This window comes from Acidovorax benzenivorans, from assembly GCF_028680575.1.
Lineage (GTDB): Bacteria > Pseudomonadota > Gammaproteobacteria > Burkholderiales > Burkholderiaceae_C > Acidovorax > Acidovorax benzenivorans.
In genome coordinates, this window is sequence record NZ_JAPCKI010000008.1 from 64,983 (window position 1) to 84,564 (window position 19,582).

Below are 19,582 nucleotides of genomic sequence, written 5' to 3' on the forward strand. Positions count from 1 at the left end.
GTTTTTCTTTTTTGACTCAGAGCGCCGTGCCCTGCAGCAGCCCACGCTGCGCCAGGTTGCCCATGAAGGCACGCAGGCCAAAGCGCCAGGGCGGGGCGGCTTCGCTGTGTGCCACGCGGTTGTGCAGGCCGCCCAGCCAGGCGCTCTGGATGGACACCAGGTCGCCCAGTTGGTGGGTGAAGCCGCCGCCTGGCTGGTCGCGGTCTTCGATGGGCGCGAACAGCGTGCCCAGAAACAGCATGAATCCATCCGGGTACTGGTGCGCGGCCAGCGTTTGCGCCACCAGGTCGGTGGGGTCGCGGCTGATGCTGGCCATGGTGTTGATGCCGCGCAGCTCAAAGCCGTCCGCGCCAGCCACACGCAGGTGCACGGTTTCATTGCGCACCTGCTCCAGCCCGAAGCTGCCGTCAAACAGGCGGATGAACGGGCCCAGGGCGCACGACGCGTTGTTGTCCTTGGCCTTGCCCAGCAGCAGGGCGCTGCGGCCCTCGATGTCGCGCAGGTTCACGTCGTTGCCCAGCGTGGCGCCCACGATCTGGCCCCGGCTGTTCACCGCCAGCACCACCTCGGGCTCGGGGTTGTTCCAGGCCGAATCGGAGCGGATGCCGATGTCGTCGCCGCAGCCTACCGAGGCCAGCACCGGCGCCTTGGTGAACACCTCGGCATCGGGGCCAATGCCCACCTCCAGATACTGCGACCACAGGCCTTTGTCCTGCAGCAGCGCTTTCAGGCGCATGGCCTCGGGCGAGCCGGGGCGCATGTCGGCCAGGTTCTCGCCGATGAGGCCGACCACCTGGCTGCGCAGGCCTTGTGCGCGGGTGGCGTCGCCGCGTGCCTGCTCTTCGATCACACGCTCGATCAGGCTGGCGGCAAAGGTCACGCCTGCGGCCTTGACCACCTGCAGGTCGCACGGGGCCAGCAGCCAGGATCGCGTGGTGTCGCGCGCGCCGGGTTGGCTGTTGGCCAGCAGCTCTTGCACGCTGCACAGGTACTGGCCCGTGGCTGCACGGGTGGTCTCGGCGGGCGCCAGGGTGTCGAGCAGTGTGCTCATGGTGGGGTAGTGCGCGCTGAGGTCGAACACACCCTCGGGCCGCAGTGCCACCACGGCAGGGCCGGGAACGGCGCCTTGAGGTGCCCACACACGGCCCACCAACGTGCCCTGCAGGCCGTCGTCAGGGAGCACTTGCAATGCGGCTTGGGGCGCACGGGCCCGTTCGGCAACTGCCGCTGCCGTCATGTTGTTCATGGAGAGTCCTTCGAAAAGTCCGGGTGGGCGCCAGTGGCGTACCCGTTTGTTGTCAGTGGTTGTGGCGTGGCGTTTTTTCGGAAATGCGCCGGAATGCCAGCGCAAAGTCCAGCGTCGCGCCATCGGCCAGCTGTCCTGTCTTCTCGCGGTACAGCGCCTCCCAGGGCGACTGGCTTGCGGGCACGGGCGGAGCGGGCAGGTCGCGCTTTCGACGCGTGATTTCCTCGGGTGCCACCAGCGCATCGCAGCGACCGGTGTTGAGGTCGATGCGGATCGTGTCGCCGCTTTGCAGCCAGGAGAGGCCCCCGCCCACGGCGCTCTCGGGCGATGCGTTCAGGATGGATGGGCTGTCCGCCGTGCCCGACTGGCGCCCGTCGCCCAGCGTGGGCAACGTGTTGATGCCACGCCGGATCAGCGCATCGGGCGGCTGCATGTTCACCACTTCGGCCGAGCCCGGCCAGCCGATGGGGCCTGCGCCGCGCATGACCAGGATGCAGCCTTCGTCGATGTTCAGCGCCGGGTCGTTGATGCGGGCGTGGTAGTCGTCCGCACCCTCAAATACCACAGCACGGGCCTCAAAGATGCCTTCCGCGCCCGGCTGGCTGAGGTAGCGCTGGCGAAAGGCTTCGGAGATCACCGAGGTCTTCATGATCCCGAAGTCGAACAGATTGCCGCTGAGCACCATGAACCCCGCCTTGTGCATGAGTGGGTTGCCGAACGGGCGGATCACCTCGCGGTCGTGGGTCTCGCGGCCTTGCATGTTTTCGCCCACCGTCTTGCCGGTCACGCTGGCGCAATCGGCATGCAGCTTGCCGGCCTGCTGCAGCTCCCACATCAGCGCGGGCACACCGCCCGCACGGAAGAAGCGCTCGCCCAGAAACTGGCCCGCAGGCTGCATGTTCAGCAGCAGGGGCAGGTCGTAGGCGTGGTCCGTCCAGTCTTGCGCGTCCAGCTGCACGCCCGCGTGGCGCGCCATGGCCATGATGTGCACCTGCGCGTTGCTGCTGCCGCCCGCCACGCTGACCACTGACAGTGCATTCAAGAAGCTCTCGCGCGTCAGGATGCGCGAGGGGCGCAGGTCTTCGTACGCCATCTCCACGATGCGGCGCCCGGTCTCGTAGGCCATCTGGCCGCGCTCGCGGTAGGGCGCGGGGATGGCCGCGCAGCCCGGCAGCGACAGGCCCAGCGCCTCGGCCACGGCGTTCATGGTCGATGCCGTGCCCATGGTGTTGCAGTGCCCGGCCGAGGGCGCGCTGTTGCAGGCGCGTTGCAAGAACTCTTCCTCGTCGATCTCGCCCGCCGCGAGCTGGCGGCGGCTGCGCCAGATGACGGTGCCCGAGCCCACCAGCTGCCCTTCGTGCCAGCCGTCCAGCATCGGCCCACCCGAGAGAACGATGGCCGGTATGTCCACGGTGGACGCTGCCATGATGCCCGCAGGCGTGGTCTTGTCGCAGCCTGTGGTCAGCACCACGGCATCGATGGGGTAGCCGTACAGGATCTCCACCAGGCCCAGGTAGGCCAGGTTGCGGTCCAGCGCGGCCGTGGGGCGGCGGCAGTTTTCAAAGATGGGGTGGACCGGAAACTCCATCGGAATCCCGCCCGCATCGCGGATACCGTCGCGCACGCGGCGCGCCAGGTCCAGGTGGATGCGGTTGCAGGGCGACAGGTCGCTGCCCGTCTGCGCAATGCCGATGATGGGCCGGCCCGATCGCAGCTCTTCGGGGGTGAGCCCGTAGTTCATGAACCGCTCCAGATACAGCGCGGTCATGTCCGACCGCTCGGGGGCGGCAAACCATTCGCGGGAGCGGAAGGGGCGGCGGGGTGTTTTGGTCATGGGGTCGGGATGTCACAAACGAGGGGCTGGACGCAGCAGGACGCTGCGCCCTGGGGAACGAACCAAGCGCTTACTTACCGCCCCGCACCTTGGCCAGCTCGCCCATCATTTCGCTGGTGGTCTCTTCACCAAACTCCTTGCCGTACTTGGTCAGCACGGGCTGCAGCTTGGTGCGCAGCTTGGCCTGCTCGGCGGCGGGCAGCTCGGTGATCTGCATGCCAGCCTTCTTCAGCTCGCCCAAGGCGGTTTCGCTGAAGGCGCGGATGGTCTTGCGCTCGAACACCGTGGCCTCGCGCGCGGCCTCCTGCACGATCTTGCGTTCCTCGGCCGAAAGGCTGTCCCAGGTCTTCTTGGACATCAGCAGCACCCAGGCGCTGTACATGTGGCGCGACAGCACCAGGTGCTTTTGCACTTCATAGAACTTGCTGGCCAGGATGGTGGCGGGCGGGTTCTCCTGGCCGTCGACGGCCTTTTGTTCCATGGCGGTGTACAGCTCGGTGAACGGCATGGGCGTGGCGTTGGTGCCCAGCGCGTTGAAGGTGTCCAGGAACAGGGGGCTCTGGATCACGCGCAGCTTCAGGCCTGCCAGATCATCGGCCGTGTTGATGGGGCGGCGCGAGTTGGTCACGTGGCGAAAGCCGTTTTCCCAGAAGCCCAGGCCGATCAGGCCCTTGTCGGGCAGCATGGCCAGCAGCTTCTGGCCGAAGGGGCCGTCGAGCAAGGCGTCGGCTTCTGCCTCGGCGTTGAAGGTGAGCGGCAGGTTCAGCACACCAAAGGGCTTGATCAGCGACATCAGCGTGGACGAGTCGGGAATCGTCATCTCCAGCGTGCCGCCGCGCAGGGCCGAGGTCATGCTCACATCGTTGCCCAAAGCGCCGCTGGCAAACAGCTTGGCGTTCATCTTGCCGCCGCTCTTGGCCTGCAGGCGCTCGGCAAAGTGGCGCACGGCCTGGGCCTGCGGGTGGTCGTCGCTCAGGCCGATGCCGACCTTGAAGGTGTGTTCCTTGACTTGGGCCGAGACGGGGGCGGCGAGTGCGGCCAGCAGCGTGGTGGCAAGTGCCAAGGATTTGGCGAGGGAATGGAATTGCATGGTGTCTTGTCTCCGTTGGAATGGCGGGACCCCGCTGGCGAGGCCGTCGGCGTGTGCAGCTTTTTTGGGCAAGCCGTCATGAACGCAAGGCGAAGGTTAGGTTTCGCGCCCTGCCGGGTCCACTGAATGTTTTGCGACAATCCATTCCAAACGCTTATGAGTCCAGACGAATTTCCGGGTAAACCCTTGTCTTTGGCGCAGGCCTGCGCGCGCCTGCGCTTTCGGCATTTGCAGTTTCTGGACATCCTGGGCCGCACCCGCAACCTGCGCCTGACGGCCGAGCAGATGCACGTCACGCAGCCTGCGGCCACCAAGATCCTGATGGACATCGAGGAGATCCTGGAGGCGCGCTTGTTCGACCGCCTCTCGCGCGGCATGCGGCCCAATGAGCTGGGGCTTTTTACGTTGCGCTACGCCAGCGCCGCGCTGGACGGGCAGCGGAGGTTTGTGGACGAGTTCAACGCCCTCAAGCAAGGCGGCCACGGCCACCTCACGGTGGGCGCTATCACCGGGTCGGCCGCGCATGTGCTGGTGGCGTCGGTGGTGGAGATCCAGCGCCTGCGGCCTCTGCTGGTCATCAAGATCCTGGAGCAGAGCAGCGACCAGCTCATCGCCTGGCTGGCCGAGCGCAAGATCGATCTGATGATTGGCCGCTTCACCACCGAGGACCAGCGCAGCCAGTTCCACTATGAGCACCTGTCCGCCGAGCCGCTGCATGTGGTGGGCGGGCAGCACCACCCGCTGCGCGGCGCAACCGACCTGTCGCTGACCGAACTGGCACACTGGCCGTGGATTCTGTACCCCGCCTCCACGGCCGTGCGAAAGGTGTCGGACGACCTGTTCGGTGGCGCGGGCCTGGCGCTCACGGCGGGGGTGGTGGAGACGCCGTCCTTCCTCTTTGCGCTGGAGCTGATGAACACCACCCACATGATGTCGCTGCAGCCCGCCGCGCTGATCCAGAAATACGTGGACCGTGGGCTGCTCTCGCGCATCCCCGTCGAGCTGCCCGACCGCATGCCCAGCTATGGCCTCATCACCCGCCTGGGCGAGCCGCCCACGCCCTCGGCACAGGCCTTTATCGACGTGCTGCGCGAGACGGCGGGCGTGGCGCCGGACGTTTTTGGGGAGTGACCCGGCCTGCGCGGTGCATGGTCTTTTCGATAACCAATGGTTATTGAAAACTGAGGCCGCCGGGACCTGCCGTTATGCTCTGCGCCCTTTCCCGCAAACCAGGCCTTTTTCTCCATGACCGACGCACCCGACACGCCCGACACCATCCAGGAACCCCGCTGCTGGAGCGATGGGCGCTGGACGGCGCAGGTCATCAAGAACGAGGATGACGACGGCTGGGCCGTGGCCATGACGCTGAAGGGCGAGGCCGAGCCCGCGCTGGTGGGCCCCTGGACCATGGGGCGGGACAAGAAGAACCCCAAACCGCTGGATGTGTCGGCCTTCCACACCTTGGTCAAGACCGCCAGCGAGGTGGTGCGCCGCCATGAGCAGCAGCTGCACGCGCAGCTGAACAAGAGCGTGCACATCACCACCGCAGACTGTCAGCGCCTGCGCGTGGCCCTGGCCATCGTGCCCGACGAGGAGGGCGCCACGGCCACGCTGAGCGCGCAGGACGAGCTGGGTGAGGAACTGGCGCGTGCGTCCGCGCCGCCTACCTTCAAGCTCACTCCCGCCAGCGCAGCGGCTTGGGCCGAAGGCGGGTTTCAGCGCGTGCGCTGAGCCGTTTTCGGCGTTCAGCACAGCCCGAGCCACAGAAGCCGCCACTGCCAGTGCAGGCAATCGCCTGCGCGACGGCGTGCCGTGTGCCCGCCGCCTAAAATCCCATCCGTTAGCCCCGGATGACCTTCGGGGCCGACAGCGTTCTCAGGGCGGGGCGAAATTCCCCACCGGCGGTATTTGCAAGCTGAAAAGCCAGCAAGAGCCCGCGAGCGCCTGCGGTGCCGTTCTTCGGAACAGGCCTGCAGGGTCAGCAGATCTGGTGCGAAACCAGAGCCGACGGTCACAGTCCGGATGAAAGAGATCGCGATACCCACAGCTCCCGCACCGGGTGGCTGGGCCTATGGTTTTTGCCTGCGTGTTTTCAAAGCCCGCGTGCAAGTGCCTGAGGCCTGCGCCGCCTTGTGCAGGTGCCGTGTTCGCGCGCGCCCTGATTCTGGTATGACCTGTTTTGAGGAACCCATGAATCAGTCTTCTGCTACTTCTTCCGTCTCTCCCCTCGCGCCCGTCGCCGCTCACCGTGGCGCCCGCGTGGCCATCATCAGTGCCAGCTGGCACCAGGACATCGTGCACCAGGCGCGCGACGCGGCCCTGGCCGAGTTCGACCGCCACGGCCTGCCCCCCGCGCAGGTGGCGCTGTTCGACGTGCCCGGTGCGTTCGAGATTCCGCTGTTGGCCCGCAAGCTCGCGCGCAGCGGGCGCTACGACGCCATCGTGGCCTGCGCGCTGGTGGTCAACGGCGGCATCTACCGCCACGAGTTCGTCACCACCGCCGTCATCGACGGGCTGATGCGCGTGCAGCTCGACACCGAGGTGCCCGTGATGTCGGCCGTGCTCACACCGCGCGACTTCCACGACCACGAGGACCATCTGCGCTTCTTCCGCGAACACTTCGTGAAGAAGGGCACTGAGGTCGCCCAGGCCTGCCTGCAGACCATGGCCTACCTGCGCAAGCTGGCCTCGCCCACGCTGGGTGCGGCGCCGCAGGCTTCGCCGGTGCTGGTTGAGGCCTGATCCGTTGGTTTTTAGATTGCTATATTTTGGATAGCATCTAGCGCTTGATGGTAAAGCGCTATAGGCCGATTTGGCTTGAAGTTTCTGCGCCGCCTCAGCCAGCGGCCAGGCGGGGCTGGTGCTGTCCGGGCACTGGCAAGTGGGCGCGTGTGGGGGCGCTGGCATCGGTGTCCGCCAGCCGGAACACCGCCACCGCCTGCACCAGCTGCTGGGCCTGTACCTTGAGGCTGTCGGCCGCCGCTGCGCTTTGTTCGACCAGTGCCGCGTTCTGCTGCGTGGCCTGGTCCATTTCGGTGATGGCGTCCCCCACCTGGGCCACGCCTGCACTCTGCTCGCTGCTGGCGGCGCTGATCTCGCCCACGATGTCGGTCACGCGGCGGATGGCGCTGACCACCTCGTTCATCGTGGCGCCCGCCTTGTCCACCAGCGTGGTACCTTGCTCCACGCGCTCCACGCTGGTGTGGATCAAGGTCTTGATCTCCTTGGCGGCGTCTGCGCTGCGCTGCGCCAGGCTGCGCACCTCGCTGGCCACCACCGCAAAACCCCGGCCCTGCTCGCCCGCGCGGGCTGCCTCCACGGCCGCGTTCAGCGCGAGGATGTTGGTCTGGAAGGCGATGCCGTCGATGACTGAGATGATGTCGGCGATCTTCTTGCTGCTGTCGTTGATGCCCTTCATGGTCGTCACCACCTCGGCCACCACATCGCCGCCTTGCACGGCCACGGTGCTGGCGCTCACGGCCAACTGGTTGGCGGTGCGCGCGTTTTCTGCATTGGCCTGCACGGTGGAACTCAGCTCTTCCATCGAAGCCGAGGTTTCTTCCAGCGCGCTGGCCTGCTGCTCGGTGCGGGCCGACAGGTCGTTGTTGCCTTGCGCGATTTCGGTGCTGGCGGCGGCCACGCTGTCAGCGTTGTTGCGCACATTGCTCACCACGCGCGACAGGCTGACCTGCATGTCGTGCAGCGCGTTCAGCAGCAGGGCGATTTCGTCCTTGCCCTGCACATGGCGCGCTACCGTGAGGTCGCCGCTGGCCACGGCCTGCGACACGCGCACGGCGTTGTCCAGCGGGTTCACCACCGTGCGGCTGAACGCAATGGCGCCTGCAATGCCCAGGGCACACACCACCAGCATCACCACCAGGCTGATGGTGGTGGCGCGCTGTGCGGTGGCGGCTGCGCGCTCGGCCACGGCGTGGCTGGCCTTGGCGATCAGGTCGCCTGCCTGGTCCAGTAGTTGCGAGGGTTCGCGGTCCATGCCCGCCACGGCCTTGTCGCCAGCCTGCGGGTCGTGGTCGGCTGCCTTGAAGGCTTCAAACCCTTTGCGGTAGGCCGCGCCCATGCGTTCGTGGGCCTGGGCAAACTGCTGCACACGTTCATGGCCTTCACCGGGAGGCAGGGCGGCGATGAGCTTGTGCGCCTCGTCCTTGATGGCCTGTTCCTGCTTTTCAAACGCGGCCCAGTAGCGCGTGAGCTGGGCCGGGTCCTTGCCGCGCAGCAGCACGTTTTTCCACTCCTGCACTTGCACCTTGAAGTGGTTGAGCATGCCCGCCACCATGCGCTCGTGCTCAAAGCTCTGGGCCACGGTGGTCTGGTAGGTGTCGAGCGCCTGGTTCAGGCGGCTGATGCCAAACAGGGCCGCTGCAAACAGCAAAAGCAGCGACACGGTAAAGGCCAGGGGGAGCTTGAGGCTGAGCTTCATGAGGAACTCCTTGAGGGTCCAGAAACGTCGCAGTGGGGGCCGTAAGCCCTCCGTCTTGATCCACCGGTGCGCGCCATGCGCTGGGCCGCAGACAGGGTGTGTTTGGGATTATGAAGACAGATGTAAATTTTTGTACATGTCTTTTTTGCCGTGGGGCCAGTGCATGCAGGCGCTGTCGGTCGCTCGCTGTAGTATCAAATTGATAGCTGGGAGCGCATGTAGGATAAGCGCTAGTGGCTGATGGGATGCAAAGAGCGCAAACAGAACGGCCTTGCCGGTGAGGGCAAGGCCGTGCAGTGGTCAGGGCATGGCGCAGGCCGATGCCGCGAGGGTCTGGCTACAAAACCCCGCTGGCCCGCAGTGCAGCGATGCGCGCAGGGTCCAGCCCCATCTCGCGCAACACCTCGTCGGTGTGCTGGCCCAGTGCCGGCGGCGCATTGCGCAGCACGGGTGGGGTGGCCGACAGGCGCAGCGGGCTGGCCACACCGGTGATCTGCTGCACGTTGTCGGTGGCGGCCTCGCCGTCCTTCCAGCGCGGCAGCGTCACGGCTAGGCCGCGCGCCTGCACCTGCGCGTCGTCGAAGGCCTGGGCGATGGTGTTGATGGGGCCGCAGGGCACGGCCTTGTCTTCCAGCAGCGTGATCCAGTCGGCCGTGGTGCGCGTGCGGGTCACGGCCTCCATGGCGGGGATCAGCGCGGTACGGTTTTGCACGCGCAGCGTGTTGGTGGCAAAGCGCGGGTCGCTGGCCCATTGCGGCTGGTTGGCTGCTGCACAGAAGCGCTGGAACTGCCCGTCGTTGCCAATGGCCAGCAGCATGTTGCCGTCGGCGGTCGCAAAGTCCTGATACGGCGCGAGGCTGGGGTGGCTGTTGCCCATGCGGCCGGGCGCCTTGCCTGTGGCCAGGAACCCCGAGGCCTGGTTGGCCAGCACGGCCATGCCCACATCCAGCAGCGCCATATCGATGTGCTGGCCCTGGCCCGTGCCGCTGGTGGCGTTGTCGCGCACATGCAGCGCGGCCAGGATGGCGTTGCTGGCGTACAGGCCGGTGAACAGGTCGATCACGGCCACGCCCACGCGCATGGGGCCGCCGCCGGGCTGGTTGTCGGCCTGGCCGGTGATGCTCATCAGGCCCGTCATGGCTTGCACCATCAGGTCGTAGCCTGCGCGCTCGGCATAGGGGCCGTCCTGGCCGAAGCCGGTGACCGAGCAGTAGATGAGGCGCGGGTTGAGTGCGCGCAGGCTTTCATGGTCCAGACCGTATTGCTTCAGGCCGCCGACCTTGAAGTTTTCCACCACGATGTCGGCCTCTTGCGCCATCTGCCGGATGAGCGCCTGGCCCTCGGGGGAGGCCATGTCGATGGTGACGGAGCGCTTGTTGCGGTTGCAGGCGGTGTAGTAGCTGGCCTGGTTGGTGGCGTTGCCTTCGGCATCCTTCAAGAAGGGTGGGCCCCACTGGCGCGTGTCGTCGCCCACACCGGGGCGCTCCACCTTGACCACGTCCGCGCCCAGGTCGGCCAAGATCTGCGTGCACCACGGCCCGGCCAGCACGCGGGAGAGGTCGAGCACCTTGATGCCTGCGAGGGCGCCTGCGTTCGGGATGGGTGTGGTCATGGGGTTAGTGAACTATTAAATTGATAGCTGCTAGCGCTTGTATATAAGGCGTTAGAGGCCAAGTGTGTGTGAAATTGGCATGAGGGGTGAGGTGGGCGTGTCTCCAAGCCAGGGACGCCGAGCAAGGGCCGCCCCGCAGCGAGGGCGTCGTCCCCCTTCCCGGCGAAGCCGAGAGAAGGGGGAAGGCGCGCAGCGCCTCAGGGGGATGTCACGAAAATGCCGCGATGCCCGTCTGGGCGCGGCCCAGGATGAGGGCGTGCACATCGTGCGTGCCTTCATACGTGTTCACCACTTCCAGGTTCACCAGGTGGCGGGCCACGCCAAACTCGTCGCTGATGCCGTTGCCGCCCATCATGTCGCGCGCCAGGCGGGCAATGTCCAGCGCCTTGCCGCAGCTGTTGCGCTTGATGATGGAGGTGCCTTCCACGCTGGCCGTGCCCGCGTCCTTCATGCGGCCGAACTGCAGGCAGGCCTGCAGGCCGATGGCAATCTCGGTCTGCATGTCGGCCAGCTTCTTTTGGATGAGCTGGTTGGCGGCCAGGGGGCGGCCGAACTGCTTGCGGTCCAGCGTGTACTGGCGGGCGGTGTGCCAGCAGAACTCGGCCGCACCCAGCGCGCCCCAGGCGATGCCGTAGCGTGCGCTGTTCAGGCAGGTGAAGGGGCCCTTGAGGCCTTGCACTTCAGGGAACGCGTTTTCTTCGGGCACGAACACATCGTCCATCACGATCTCGCCGGTAATCGACGCGCGCAGGCCCACCTTGCCGTGGATGGCGGGGGCTGTCAGGCCCTTCATGCCCTTTTCGAGCACAAAGCCGCGGATGGGACCCACGGCGCCGCCTTCGGACACTTCCTTGGCCCAGACCACGAACACGTCGGCCACGGGGCTGTTGGTGATCCACATCTTGCTGCCCTTGAGCTTGTAGCCGCCATCGACCTTGTAGGCGCGCGTGGCCATGCTGCCAGGGTCGGAGCCATGGTCGGGCTCGGTCAGGCCAAAGCAGCCGATCCACTCGCCGCTGGCGAGCTTGGGCAGGTACTTCTGGCGCTGGGCTTCGCTGCCGAATTCATAAATGGGCACCATCACCAGCGACGACTGCACGCTGGCCATCGAGCGGTAGCCCGAGTCCACACGCTCCACCTCGCGGGCGATCAGGCCGTAGGCCACATAGCTCAGGCCGGGGCCACCGTATTGCTCGGGGATGGTGGGGCCCAAGAGGCCCACTTCGCCCATCTCGCGGAAGATGCTCACGTCCATCTTTTCGTGGCGGAAGGCGTCCAGCACGCGGGGTGCCAGCTTGTCCTGGCAGTAGGCGGCGGCAGCGTCGCGGATGGCGCGCTCGTCGTCGGTCAGTTGCTGGCTCAGAAGGAAAGGGTCATCCCATTGAAAAGCGGCGTGGGCCATGTGTGTCTCCAGGTCGAAAAAAGCGTGAAAGAAACGGGTCTGGGGTGCATGGTAGGTTTTGGTGTGGCACCTCGCAAGCGAGTTCTTTTCATCCAGACATGCGTTTATGGAATGTATGGAATACTTGCTGCCAGCTACACCAAGGCGTGGCTGGCCCGTCACAAGTTCCTCTTCATCATGCGCCGCAACATTCCATCGACCCAGGCCCTGGCTTGTTTTGAAGTGGCAGCCCGCCACGAGAGCTACACCCGCGCCGCGCAGGAGCTGTCGCTCACCCAAAGCGCGGTGTCGCGTCAGATCCAGGCGCTGGAAGAATTTTTGGGTGTGCAACTCTTTCGCCGCACGCGCCACGGCGTGGTGCTGACGCCCGCTGGCGCGCACTACGGCCGCCAAGTGGCGCGCTGGCTGCAGGGGCTGGAGCGCGACACGCTCGACGTGATGGCGCACCAGGGCGAGGGCGGCACCCTCACGCTGGCCGCAGTGCCCACCTTTGCCACACGCTGGCTTATCCCCCGCCTGCCACAGTTGGCGCAGGCGCACCCCGACATCGTGGTGCACATCGACACACAGACGCGGCCTTTTTTGTTTGCCGACACCACCTTTGATGCCGCGCTGTACGCGGGCACACCCGAGCAGGTCGCCAACTGGCCCGGCGTGCAGGCGCAGTTGCTGATGCACGAAGACGTGGTGCCTGTGTGCAGTCCGCGCCTGCTCGAATCCGCCGCGCCCCGAGGCCGGGGCCGCGCCCACCAGCCCGTGGCGGCAGAGGCGTTGGCCGACCTGCCCCTGCTGCAGCAAAGCACGCGCCCCTACGGCTGGCGCCAGTGGTTTGATGCCATGGGGGTGGATGCCCCGCACGCGCTGGACGGCCCGCGCTACGAGCTGTTCTCCATGCTGGCCGTGGCGGCTACCCACGGCATGGGCGTGGCGCTGATGCCACCGTTGTTGATCGAGGCCGAGCTGGCCAACGGTGAACTGGTGGTGGCCTGCAATCGCCCGCTGCGTGGCGAGCGCGCCTACTACCTCATCAGCCCCGCGCAGGCACAGCCCCCGGTGTTGGCCACCTTTGCGCGCTGGCTGCAGCACATGGCCGAGGCCAGTGGCCCATCGACTGCGGGATGATGCGCTTGCATTGCCCCTGGCGCTGAACTAATCTGGCCACGGGCAAGTCTGTCAGATTCGTTTGCTTGCATCGGCTCCGTTTGAAAGCGATCACCATGACCACCTACCATGCCCCGCATTTCGATCCCACGGTGGATGAGATCGAAACCCTGAAGCAGCTTGAAATGGGCGAAGTCATCACGCTGCCCCATGCGCTCAAAGACCATGTCTCGGGGCGTTTGCTGGAATGGGGGTTCATCACCAAAGGGACGGGAGGCGAGCTGGCCATCACCGCCAGTGGCCGCCAGTTGATCCGGCGACAGGACAACTGACCCCGCGCATCCGCCCGGCCCTTTTTCTGCGCACCCGTCGCGGGGCTTGGCGCAAGGCGCCCGCGCAGTGGTGGGTTCTGCCCTTGGCTGAATTCTGGTGCGCGGATGCTGGGTTTTCTGGTCCGCGTGGTGACGTCATCTGACCCCGCCTACCTGCGCTACGTGCAAGCGCTGCTGACGATCCCGAGGGCTGCGAGGGGTTGAGCGCCTGCGCGGCGCCATGACTTCAGCGCACCGGCCGTGCGCGGAGGCACAGCGAAATTTTTTTGGGGGAGGGGCTGCGGACGCGATGGTCAGCAGAACATCATCGCCAGCAGGGCCGCGTCCTCGGCCATGTTCTGCAATGCATAGCCCGCCAGTCGGTAGGCCAGCACCGTGGCGTGGGCAATCAGGTCTTGGGCGGTCATGGGGGCGGTACGGTATGGCGGGTGCAGGTGTCACATGGTCCTGCCCAGCAAAAAGGCCGATAGCTCGTGGAAGCTACCGGCCTTATTGACTGTGGTGCCCGGGGCCGGAATCGAACCGGCACGCCTTGCGGCGGGGGATTTTGAGTCCCCTGCGTCTACCAATTTCACCACCCGGGCGGAATATGTGAAGCCCTGAATTATGGCACAGTAGGGCGTATGAAATATCCGACGATTGAAGACGCGGTAGGCAACACGCCGTTGGTGGCGCTGCAGCGCATTGGGGCCCAGGACAACGCGGTGCGTGGCAACGTGGTGCTGGGCAAGCTGGAAGGCAACAACCCGGCGGGGTCCGTCAAAGATCGGCCCGCGCTGTCGATGATCCGCCGCGCCGAGGAGCGTGGCGACATTCGCCCTGGCGACACGCTGATCGAGGCCACGTCGGGCAATACCGGCATCGCCTTGGCCATGGCGGCTGCCATCAAGGGCTACCGCATGGTGCTGGTGATGCCGGAGGACCTGTCTATCGAGCGTGCGCAGACCATGAAGGCCTTTGGCGCTGAGCTGGTGCTCACCCCCAAGAGCGGTGGCATGGAGCATGCCCGCGACTTGGCCGAGGCCATGCAAAAACGTGGCGAAGGCAAGGTGCTGGACCAGTTTGGCAACCCCGACAACCCCCGCATCCACTACGAAACCACGGGTCCCGAGATCTGGGAGCAAACAGGTGGCCGCATCACGCACTTTGTGAGCGCCATGGGCACCACGGGCACCATCACCGGCGTGTCGCGGTTCCTCAAGGAGAAGAACCCAGCCATCCAGATCATTGGCGCGCAGCCCGAAGAAGGCTCGCGTATTCCGGGCATCCGCAAATGGCCGCAAGAATATCTACCCAAGATTTATGACGCCAGCACTGTGGATGAGCTGGTGTACGTGAGCCAGGACAGCGCCGAAGACATGTGCCGGCGCCTCGCGCGCGAAGAAGGCATTTTTGCGGGTATCTCGGCCGCCGGGGCCTGCTGGGTGGCGCAGCAGATCGCCGCGCGCGACAGCAATGCCACCATCGTCTTCATCGTGTGCGACCGGGGCGACCGGTACTTGTCGACAGGGGTGTTCCCGGCGTGACCGGGGGGCGGCCCGCATGATGGTGGGCTCCACAGGCGTTGCCAGGCGCCCCTGCGTTGATTCTTGACTAAAAATGGCTGCTGGTGCCGGATGAATATGCCTCGGCAGCTACATAAAAGATAGCATATGTCCTACGAAGTCCGTTTTTGCCCCCACTGTGCCACCGAGTTGCAACCCATCACGCTGGCCGAAGATGGCGGCGACAAGGAGCGGCTGCGCTGCCCCGCCTGCGGCTGGACGCACTGGAACAACCCCACGCCGGTGCTGGCCGCTATCGTGGAGATCGACGGCAAGGTGCTGCTGGCGCGCAACGCGGCCTGGCCGGGCAAGATGTTTGCGCTGATCACCGGCTTCATGGAGGCTGGCGAGTCGCCCCAGGAGGGCATTGCGCGCGAGGTCAAGGAGGAGACGAACCTTGATGTGCAGTCCACCACCCTGGTGGGGGCCTACGAGTTTTTGCGCATGAACCAGGTCATCATTGCCTACCACGTGGTGGCCACCGGGCAGGTGCAACTGTCGCCGGAGCTGGTGGACTACCGGCTGTACGATCTGCCAGACCTTAGATGCTGGCCTGCGGGCACGGGCTATGCGCTGGCCGACTGGCTGCGCACACGGGGCCACGAGCCGGTGTTTTTTACGGCCGAAGAAAATGCAGAGCGTCGCCGGGGGCTCGATGAACAAGCCCCGGCCGCGACGCCGCCAAAGGATTGATGACCATGGACATTCACAAAGAAATCGACACCCGGGGCCTGAATTGCCCCTTGCCCATCCTCAAGGCCAAGAAGGCGCTGTCGGACATGGCCAGCGGCCAGCTGCTCAAGGTGGTGGCGACAGACAACGGGTCGCTGCGCGACTTTCAGGCGTTTGCCAAGCAGACCGGCAACGAGCTGGTGGAGCAGCAGACGGTGGGCGAGGAGTTCATCCACATCCTGCGCCGCCGATAGATGTAAAAATAGCTGCTAGCGCTTATGGGGTAAGCACTTGCAGCTATCAATTTTGAAGTTTTGGCCGACCCGACCGACCCGACCGGGGATGGCCGGTAATGACCGGTCTTTGGTTGGTGGAGCGTTACAGCGACAGGCCCTTCAGGTAGTCCCGGAAGTGGCCCCCCACTTGGGGGTGCTGCAAGGCCAGCTCCACCGTCGCTTCCAGAAACCCTTCCTTGCTGCCGCAGTCGTAGCGCTTGCCCTGGTACTGGAACGCATACACGGCCTCATGCTGCATCAGGCGGGCGATGCCGTCGGTGAGCTGGATCTCGCCGCCCACGCCACGTGGCTGGTTGCGGATCTCGTCAAACACGCCAGGCGTGAGGATGTAGCGGCCCGCCACGCCCATGCGCGAGGGGGCGTCGGCCGCCTTGGGCTTTTCGACAATGCGCTGGATGCGGATCAGCGGGCCACCGGCGGGCTCGCCCGCCACGATGCCGTATTTGTGCACCTGGTCCTCGGGCACCTCTTGCACGGCGATCACCGAGCGGCCCTGCTGGCGAAACGCGGTGGCCATCTGGGCCAGCACGGGCTGGCCGCCCTGGGGGCCGACCATCAGGTCGTCGGCCAGCAGCACGGCAAAGGGCTCCTTGCCCACCAGGGGCTCGGCGCACAACACGGCGTGGCCCAGGCCCAGTGAGCGGGGTTGGCGCACAAAGGCGCAGTCCATGTCGCTGGGCTGGATGGAGCGCACCAGCTCCAGCAGTTCCTTCTTGCCTGCGGCTTCGAGTTCGGCCTCCAGCTCGTAAGCGGTGTCGAAGTGGTCTTCAATCGCGCGCTTGCTGCGGCCCGTCACAAAAATCATGTGGCGAATGCCGGCGGCGTAGGCCTCTTCGACCGCGTATTGGATCAGCGGCTTGTCCACCACGGGCAGCATCTCCTTGGGGCTGGCCTTGGTGGCGGGCAGAAAACGCGTGCCCAGTCCGGCAACGGGGAAAACGGCTTTGCGAACGGTTGTGGCAACAGTCATGGGGCTCCTCTAGACGGATGGATGACGGTGTGCCGGGGCTGCACTACAGCCCGCAACCCACACCGGCAGAACACAAAAATAAGGCAGGCGGCCCGTGTGGGAGGGGCTGCCATGGCGCAGTATGGCCCGGGCTTCAGCCCAGCCGTGTCAGCTGATCGCGCAAGCGGCCCAGCGTGGCGCCAAAGTCGGCGATGCGCTTTTTCTCCTGCTCGATCACCGCTGCCGGGGCCTTGGCCACGAAGGCCTCGTTGGACAGCTTGTTGTTGGCCTTGGTGATTTCGCCGTCGATGCGTGCGATCTCCTTGGACAGGCGGGCCTTCTCGGCTGCCACGTCAATCTCCATGTACAGGCACATGCGGGCGTCGCCCACCACGGCCACGGGCGCAGCCTGTGCGGCGGCCGCCCAGGCGGCCTCGTCGTCAAACACCTTCACCTCGCTGAGCTTGGCCAGTGCCTGCAGCACGGGGGCCACGCCACGCATGAACTCGGTGTCGCCCACCACGTACATCGGCAGGCGGGTGGAGGGCGAGACATTCATCTCGCCGCGCAGCGCGCGGCAGGCATCCACCAGGCCCTTCACACGGCCCATGTGGGCGATGGCAGTTTCGTCGATCTTCTCCAGTTGGGCCTGCGGATAGCGGGCGATGCTGACCGACTCGCCGGGGATGCCGGCCACAGGCGCCACCACCTGCCACAGGGCTTCGGTGATGAACGGGATGATCGGATGGGCCAGGCGCAGGATGGCTTCCAGCACGCGGATCAGCGTGCGGCGTGTGGCGCGCTGCTGCGCTTCGGTGCCGTTCTGGATCTGCACCTTGGCGATCTCCAGGTACCAGTCGCAGTATTCGTTCCAGACAAAGTCGTAGATCGTGTTGGCCACATTGTCCAGGCGGTACTCGGCAAAGCCCTTGGCCACTTCGGCCTCGGTCTTTTGCAGCAGCGACGAGATCCAGCGGTCGGCCTGGCTGAACTGCATGTAGCCGTGGGCGGGGCCGCCGGGCTGGCACTCTTCCTTGGTGTGCTCCTTCAGGCCGCAGTCCTGGCCTTCGCAGTTCATCAACACAAAGCGGCTGGCGTTCCAGAGCTTGTTGCAGAAGTTGCGGTAGCCCTCGCAGCGCTTGCTGTCGAAGTTGATGCTGCGCCCCAGGCTGGCCAGCGCCGCAAAGGTAAAGCGCAGCGCATCGGCGCCGTAGGCCGGAATGCCCTCAGGAAATTCCTTTTGCGTGTTCTTGCGCACCGTGGGGGCGGTCTCGGGCTTACGCAGGCCGGTGGTGCGCTTGTCGAGCAGTGGGTCGAGCGCAATGCCGTCGATCAGGTCCACCGGGTCGAGCACGTTGCCTTCGGACTTGGACATCTTCTTGCCCTGCGCGTCGCGCACCAGGCCGTGGATGTAAACGTGCTTGAACGGCACGCGGCCCGTGAAGTGCGTGGTCATCATGATCATCCGGGCGACCCAGAAGAAGATGATGTCGTAGCCCGTCACCAGCACGGTGCTGGGCAAGTACAGGTTGAAGTCGTCGGTGGGTGCATCGCCCTGTTCGGGCCAGCCCATGGTGCTGAACGGGACGAGCGCGGACGAGTACCAGGTGTCGAGCACGTCTTCATCGCGGCGCAGCTTTTTGCCTGGGGCCTTGGCCTGCGCCTCGGCTTCGTCGCGGGCCACGATCACGTTGCCGTCTTCGTCGTACCAGGCCGGAATCTGGTGGCCCCACCACAGCTGGCGGCTGATGCACCAGTCCTGGATGTTGTTCATCCACTGGTTGTAGGTGTTCACCCAGTTCTCGGGCACAAAGGTCACTTCGCCGCTGGCCACGGCATCGATGGCCTTTTGCGCAATGCTCTTGCCGGTGGCGTCGCCTTCGCCCACCTTGCTCATGGCCACGAACCACTGGTCGGTCAGCATGGGCTCGATCACCTGGCCGGTGCGGGTGCAGATGGGCACCATGAGCTTGTGTTTCTTCACCTCGACCAGCGCGCCGATGGCTTCGAGGTCAGCCACCACGGCCTTGCGGGCCACGAAGCGGTCCATGCCCTGGTACTTGGCTGGCGCGTTCTCGTTGATGGTGGCCTGCAGCGTGAGCACCACGATCATGGGCAGCTTGTGGCGCTGGCCCACGGCGTAGTCGTTTTGGTCGTGCGCGGGGGTCACCTTCACCACGCCCGTGCCGAATTCCTTGTCCACGTACTCGTCGGCAATCACCGGAATCTGGCGGTCGCACAGCGGCAGGTTGACCATCTTGCCGATCAGGTGGGTGTAGCGTGCATCCTCGGGGTGCACCATCAGCGCCACGTCGCCCAGCATGGTTTCGGGGCGGGTGGTGGCCACCGTCAGGCTGCCCGATCCATCGGCCAGGGGGTAGGCGATGTGCCAGAGCGAGCCGTCTTTTTCTTCGCTCTCGACCTCCAGGTCGGATACGGCGGACTGCAGCTTCGGGTCCCAGTTCACCAGGCGCTTGCCGCGGTAGATCAGGCCCTGCTCGTACAGCTTCACGAAGGTGTCAGTGACCACCTTGGACAGCTTGTCGTCCATGGTGAAGTATTCGCGGCTCCAGTCCACGCTGTCGCCCATGCGGCGCATCTGCGTGGTGATGGTGTTGCCGGACTTTTCCTTCCACTCCCACACCTTGCTCACAAAGTTCTTGCGCGCCTCGGGCGGGGTCGGGCCCATGTCGTAGCGGCTGATGCCTTGTTCTTGCAGCTGGCGCTCCACCACGATCTGCGTGGCGATGCCCGCGTGATCGGTGCCCGGCACCCACACCGTGTTGAAGCCGCGCATGCGGTGATAGCGCGTGAGGCTGTCCATGATCGTCTGGTTGAACGCATGGCCCATGTGCAGCGTGCCCGTCACGTTGGGGGGCGGCAACTGGATGGAGAACGCGGGCTCGCCCGCCTGGGGCTGGCCCGTGCCACGGTGGCCTGCGGTGCCATAGCCGCGCTTTTCCCATTCGGGGCCCCAGTGGGCTTCCAGCGCGGCTGGTTCAAACGACTTGGACAGGCTTTCGAGGCCGGGTTGTGGTTGGGGCGTGCTCATGGGGTGTGGCAGTG

General features: G+C 65.6%; 16 protein-coding genes, 1 tRNA gene and 1 riboswitch. Of the genes, 8 read left to right on the forward strand and 9 right to left on the reverse strand.

Going from position 1 to position 19,582, the window contains the following annotated elements; all coding sequences use genetic code 11:
- Positions 1 to 16: 16 nt before the first annotated feature.
- The 3 genes from OIN59_RS15315 to OIN59_RS15325 all read right to left on the reverse strand — a co-directional run bounded on the left by OIN59_RS15315 (position 17) and on the right by OIN59_RS15325 (position 4,170).
- Entirely contained in the window at positions 17 to 1,246 is a 1,230-nt protein-coding gene (locus OIN59_RS15315) for a fumarylacetoacetate hydrolase family protein (protein ID WP_274111797.1), read from the reverse strand.
- Positions 1,247 to 1,298: 52 nt separating this feature from the next.
- Positions 1,299 to 3,080, reverse strand: a complete 1,782-nt coding sequence (locus tag OIN59_RS15320; protein ID WP_274111799.1) for an IlvD/Edd family dehydratase — start codon at positions 3,078 to 3,080, stop codon at positions 1,299 to 1,301.
- Positions 3,081 to 3,150: 70 nt separating this feature from the next.
- A complete protein-coding gene (locus tag OIN59_RS15325; protein WP_274111801.1) occupies positions 3,151 to 4,170 on the reverse strand; it encodes a TRAP transporter substrate-binding protein in 1,020 nt (339 codons plus the stop codon).
- 156 nt (positions 4,171 to 4,326) lie between these two features.
- On the opposite strand from OIN59_RS15325, the gene OIN59_RS15330 reads away from it, so the two are divergent.
- The 3 genes from OIN59_RS15330 (at position 4,327) to OIN59_RS15340 (ending at position 6,912) form a co-directional block, all read left to right on the forward strand.
- Positions 4,327 to 5,301: a LysR family transcriptional regulator gene (locus OIN59_RS15330; protein ID WP_274111803.1), complete on the forward strand. Its 975-nt coding sequence runs from the start codon at positions 4,327 to 4,329 to the stop codon at positions 5,299 to 5,301.
- 114 nt (positions 5,302 to 5,415) lie between these two features.
- Positions 5,416 to 5,901 carry a hypothetical protein gene (locus tag OIN59_RS15335; RefSeq protein ID WP_274111805.1) on the forward strand — a complete coding sequence of 162 codons (486 nt, stop codon included), beginning with the start codon at positions 5,416 to 5,418 and terminating at the stop codon, positions 5,899 to 5,901.
- Positions 5,902 to 6,037: 136 nt separating this feature from the next.
- A riboswitch (FMN riboswitch) is annotated at positions 6,038 to 6,208 on the forward strand.
- A gap of 152 nt (positions 6,209 to 6,360) precedes the next feature.
- On the forward strand, positions 6,361 to 6,912 hold the full coding sequence (locus OIN59_RS15340; protein ID WP_274111807.1) for a 6,7-dimethyl-8-ribityllumazine synthase: 552 nt from the start codon (positions 6,361 to 6,363) through the stop codon (positions 6,910 to 6,912).
- A 94-nt stretch (positions 6,913 to 7,006) separates the two neighbouring features.
- On the opposite strand, the gene OIN59_RS15345 is transcribed toward OIN59_RS15340, so the two are convergent.
- The 3 genes from OIN59_RS15345 to OIN59_RS15355 all read right to left on the reverse strand — a co-directional run bounded on the left by OIN59_RS15345 (position 7,007) and on the right by OIN59_RS15355 (position 11,622).
- Entirely contained in the window at positions 7,007 to 8,608 is a 1,602-nt protein-coding gene (locus tag OIN59_RS15345) for a methyl-accepting chemotaxis protein (protein ID WP_274111809.1), read from the reverse strand.
- 337 nt (positions 8,609 to 8,945) lie between these two features.
- Positions 8,946 to 10,220 (reverse strand): CaiB/BaiF CoA transferase family protein, encoded by a 1,275-nt coding sequence (locus OIN59_RS15350; protein ID WP_274111811.1) that lies wholly within the window; start codon positions 10,218 to 10,220, stop codon positions 8,946 to 8,948.
- 208 nt (positions 10,221 to 10,428) lie between these two features.
- A complete protein-coding gene (locus tag OIN59_RS15355; RefSeq protein ID WP_274111813.1) occupies positions 10,429 to 11,622 on the reverse strand; it encodes an acyl-CoA dehydrogenase in 1,194 nt (397 codons plus the stop codon).
- 177 nt (positions 11,623 to 11,799) lie between these two features.
- On the opposite strand from OIN59_RS15355, the gene OIN59_RS15360 reads away from it, so the two are divergent.
- Positions 11,800 to 12,744, forward strand: a complete 945-nt coding sequence (locus OIN59_RS15360) for a LysR family transcriptional regulator (RefSeq protein WP_274112015.1) — start codon at positions 11,800 to 11,802, stop codon at positions 12,742 to 12,744.
- A gap of 95 nt (positions 12,745 to 12,839) precedes the next feature.
- Positions 12,840 to 13,055, forward strand: coding sequence for a hypothetical protein (locus OIN59_RS15365; RefSeq protein ID WP_015015343.1), 216 nt, complete (start codon positions 12,840 to 12,842; stop codon positions 13,053 to 13,055).
- Positions 13,056 to 13,554: 499 nt separating this feature from the next.
- Here the strand turns inward: OIN59_RS15365 and OIN59_RS15370 are convergent.
- Positions 13,555 to 13,639: transfer RNA gene (locus OIN59_RS15370), tRNA-Leu, on the reverse strand.
- 39 nt (positions 13,640 to 13,678) lie between these two features.
- On the opposite strand from OIN59_RS15370, the gene cysM reads away from it, so the two are divergent.
- From cysM to OIN59_RS15385, 3 genes are all read left to right on the forward strand, one after another.
- Complete coding sequence (cysM, locus tag OIN59_RS15375) at positions 13,679 to 14,581, forward strand: cysteine synthase CysM (RefSeq protein ID WP_274111821.1); 903 nt, start codon at positions 13,679 to 13,681, stop codon at positions 14,579 to 14,581.
- Between the two features lie 126 nt (positions 14,582 to 14,707).
- Complete coding sequence (locus OIN59_RS15380) at positions 14,708 to 15,292, forward strand: NUDIX domain-containing protein (protein WP_274111823.1); 585 nt, start codon at positions 14,708 to 14,710, stop codon at positions 15,290 to 15,292.
- 5 nt (positions 15,293 to 15,297) lie between these two features.
- Entirely contained in the window at positions 15,298 to 15,525 is a 228-nt protein-coding gene (locus OIN59_RS15385) for a sulfurtransferase TusA family protein (RefSeq protein WP_056067086.1), read from the forward strand.
- A 124-nt stretch (positions 15,526 to 15,649) separates the two neighbouring features.
- Here OIN59_RS15385 and galU read toward each other — a convergent pair whose 3' ends face one another.
- A complete protein-coding gene (galU, locus tag OIN59_RS15390) occupies positions 15,650 to 16,537 on the reverse strand; it encodes a UTP--glucose-1-phosphate uridylyltransferase GalU (RefSeq protein ID WP_274111825.1) in 888 nt (295 codons plus the stop codon).
- 133 nt (positions 16,538 to 16,670) lie between these two features.
- Positions 16,671 to 19,568, reverse strand: a complete 2,898-nt coding sequence (locus OIN59_RS15395) for a valine--tRNA ligase (RefSeq protein ID WP_274111827.1) — start codon at positions 19,566 to 19,568, stop codon at positions 16,671 to 16,673.
- Positions 19,569 to 19,582 lie beyond the last annotated feature (14 nt).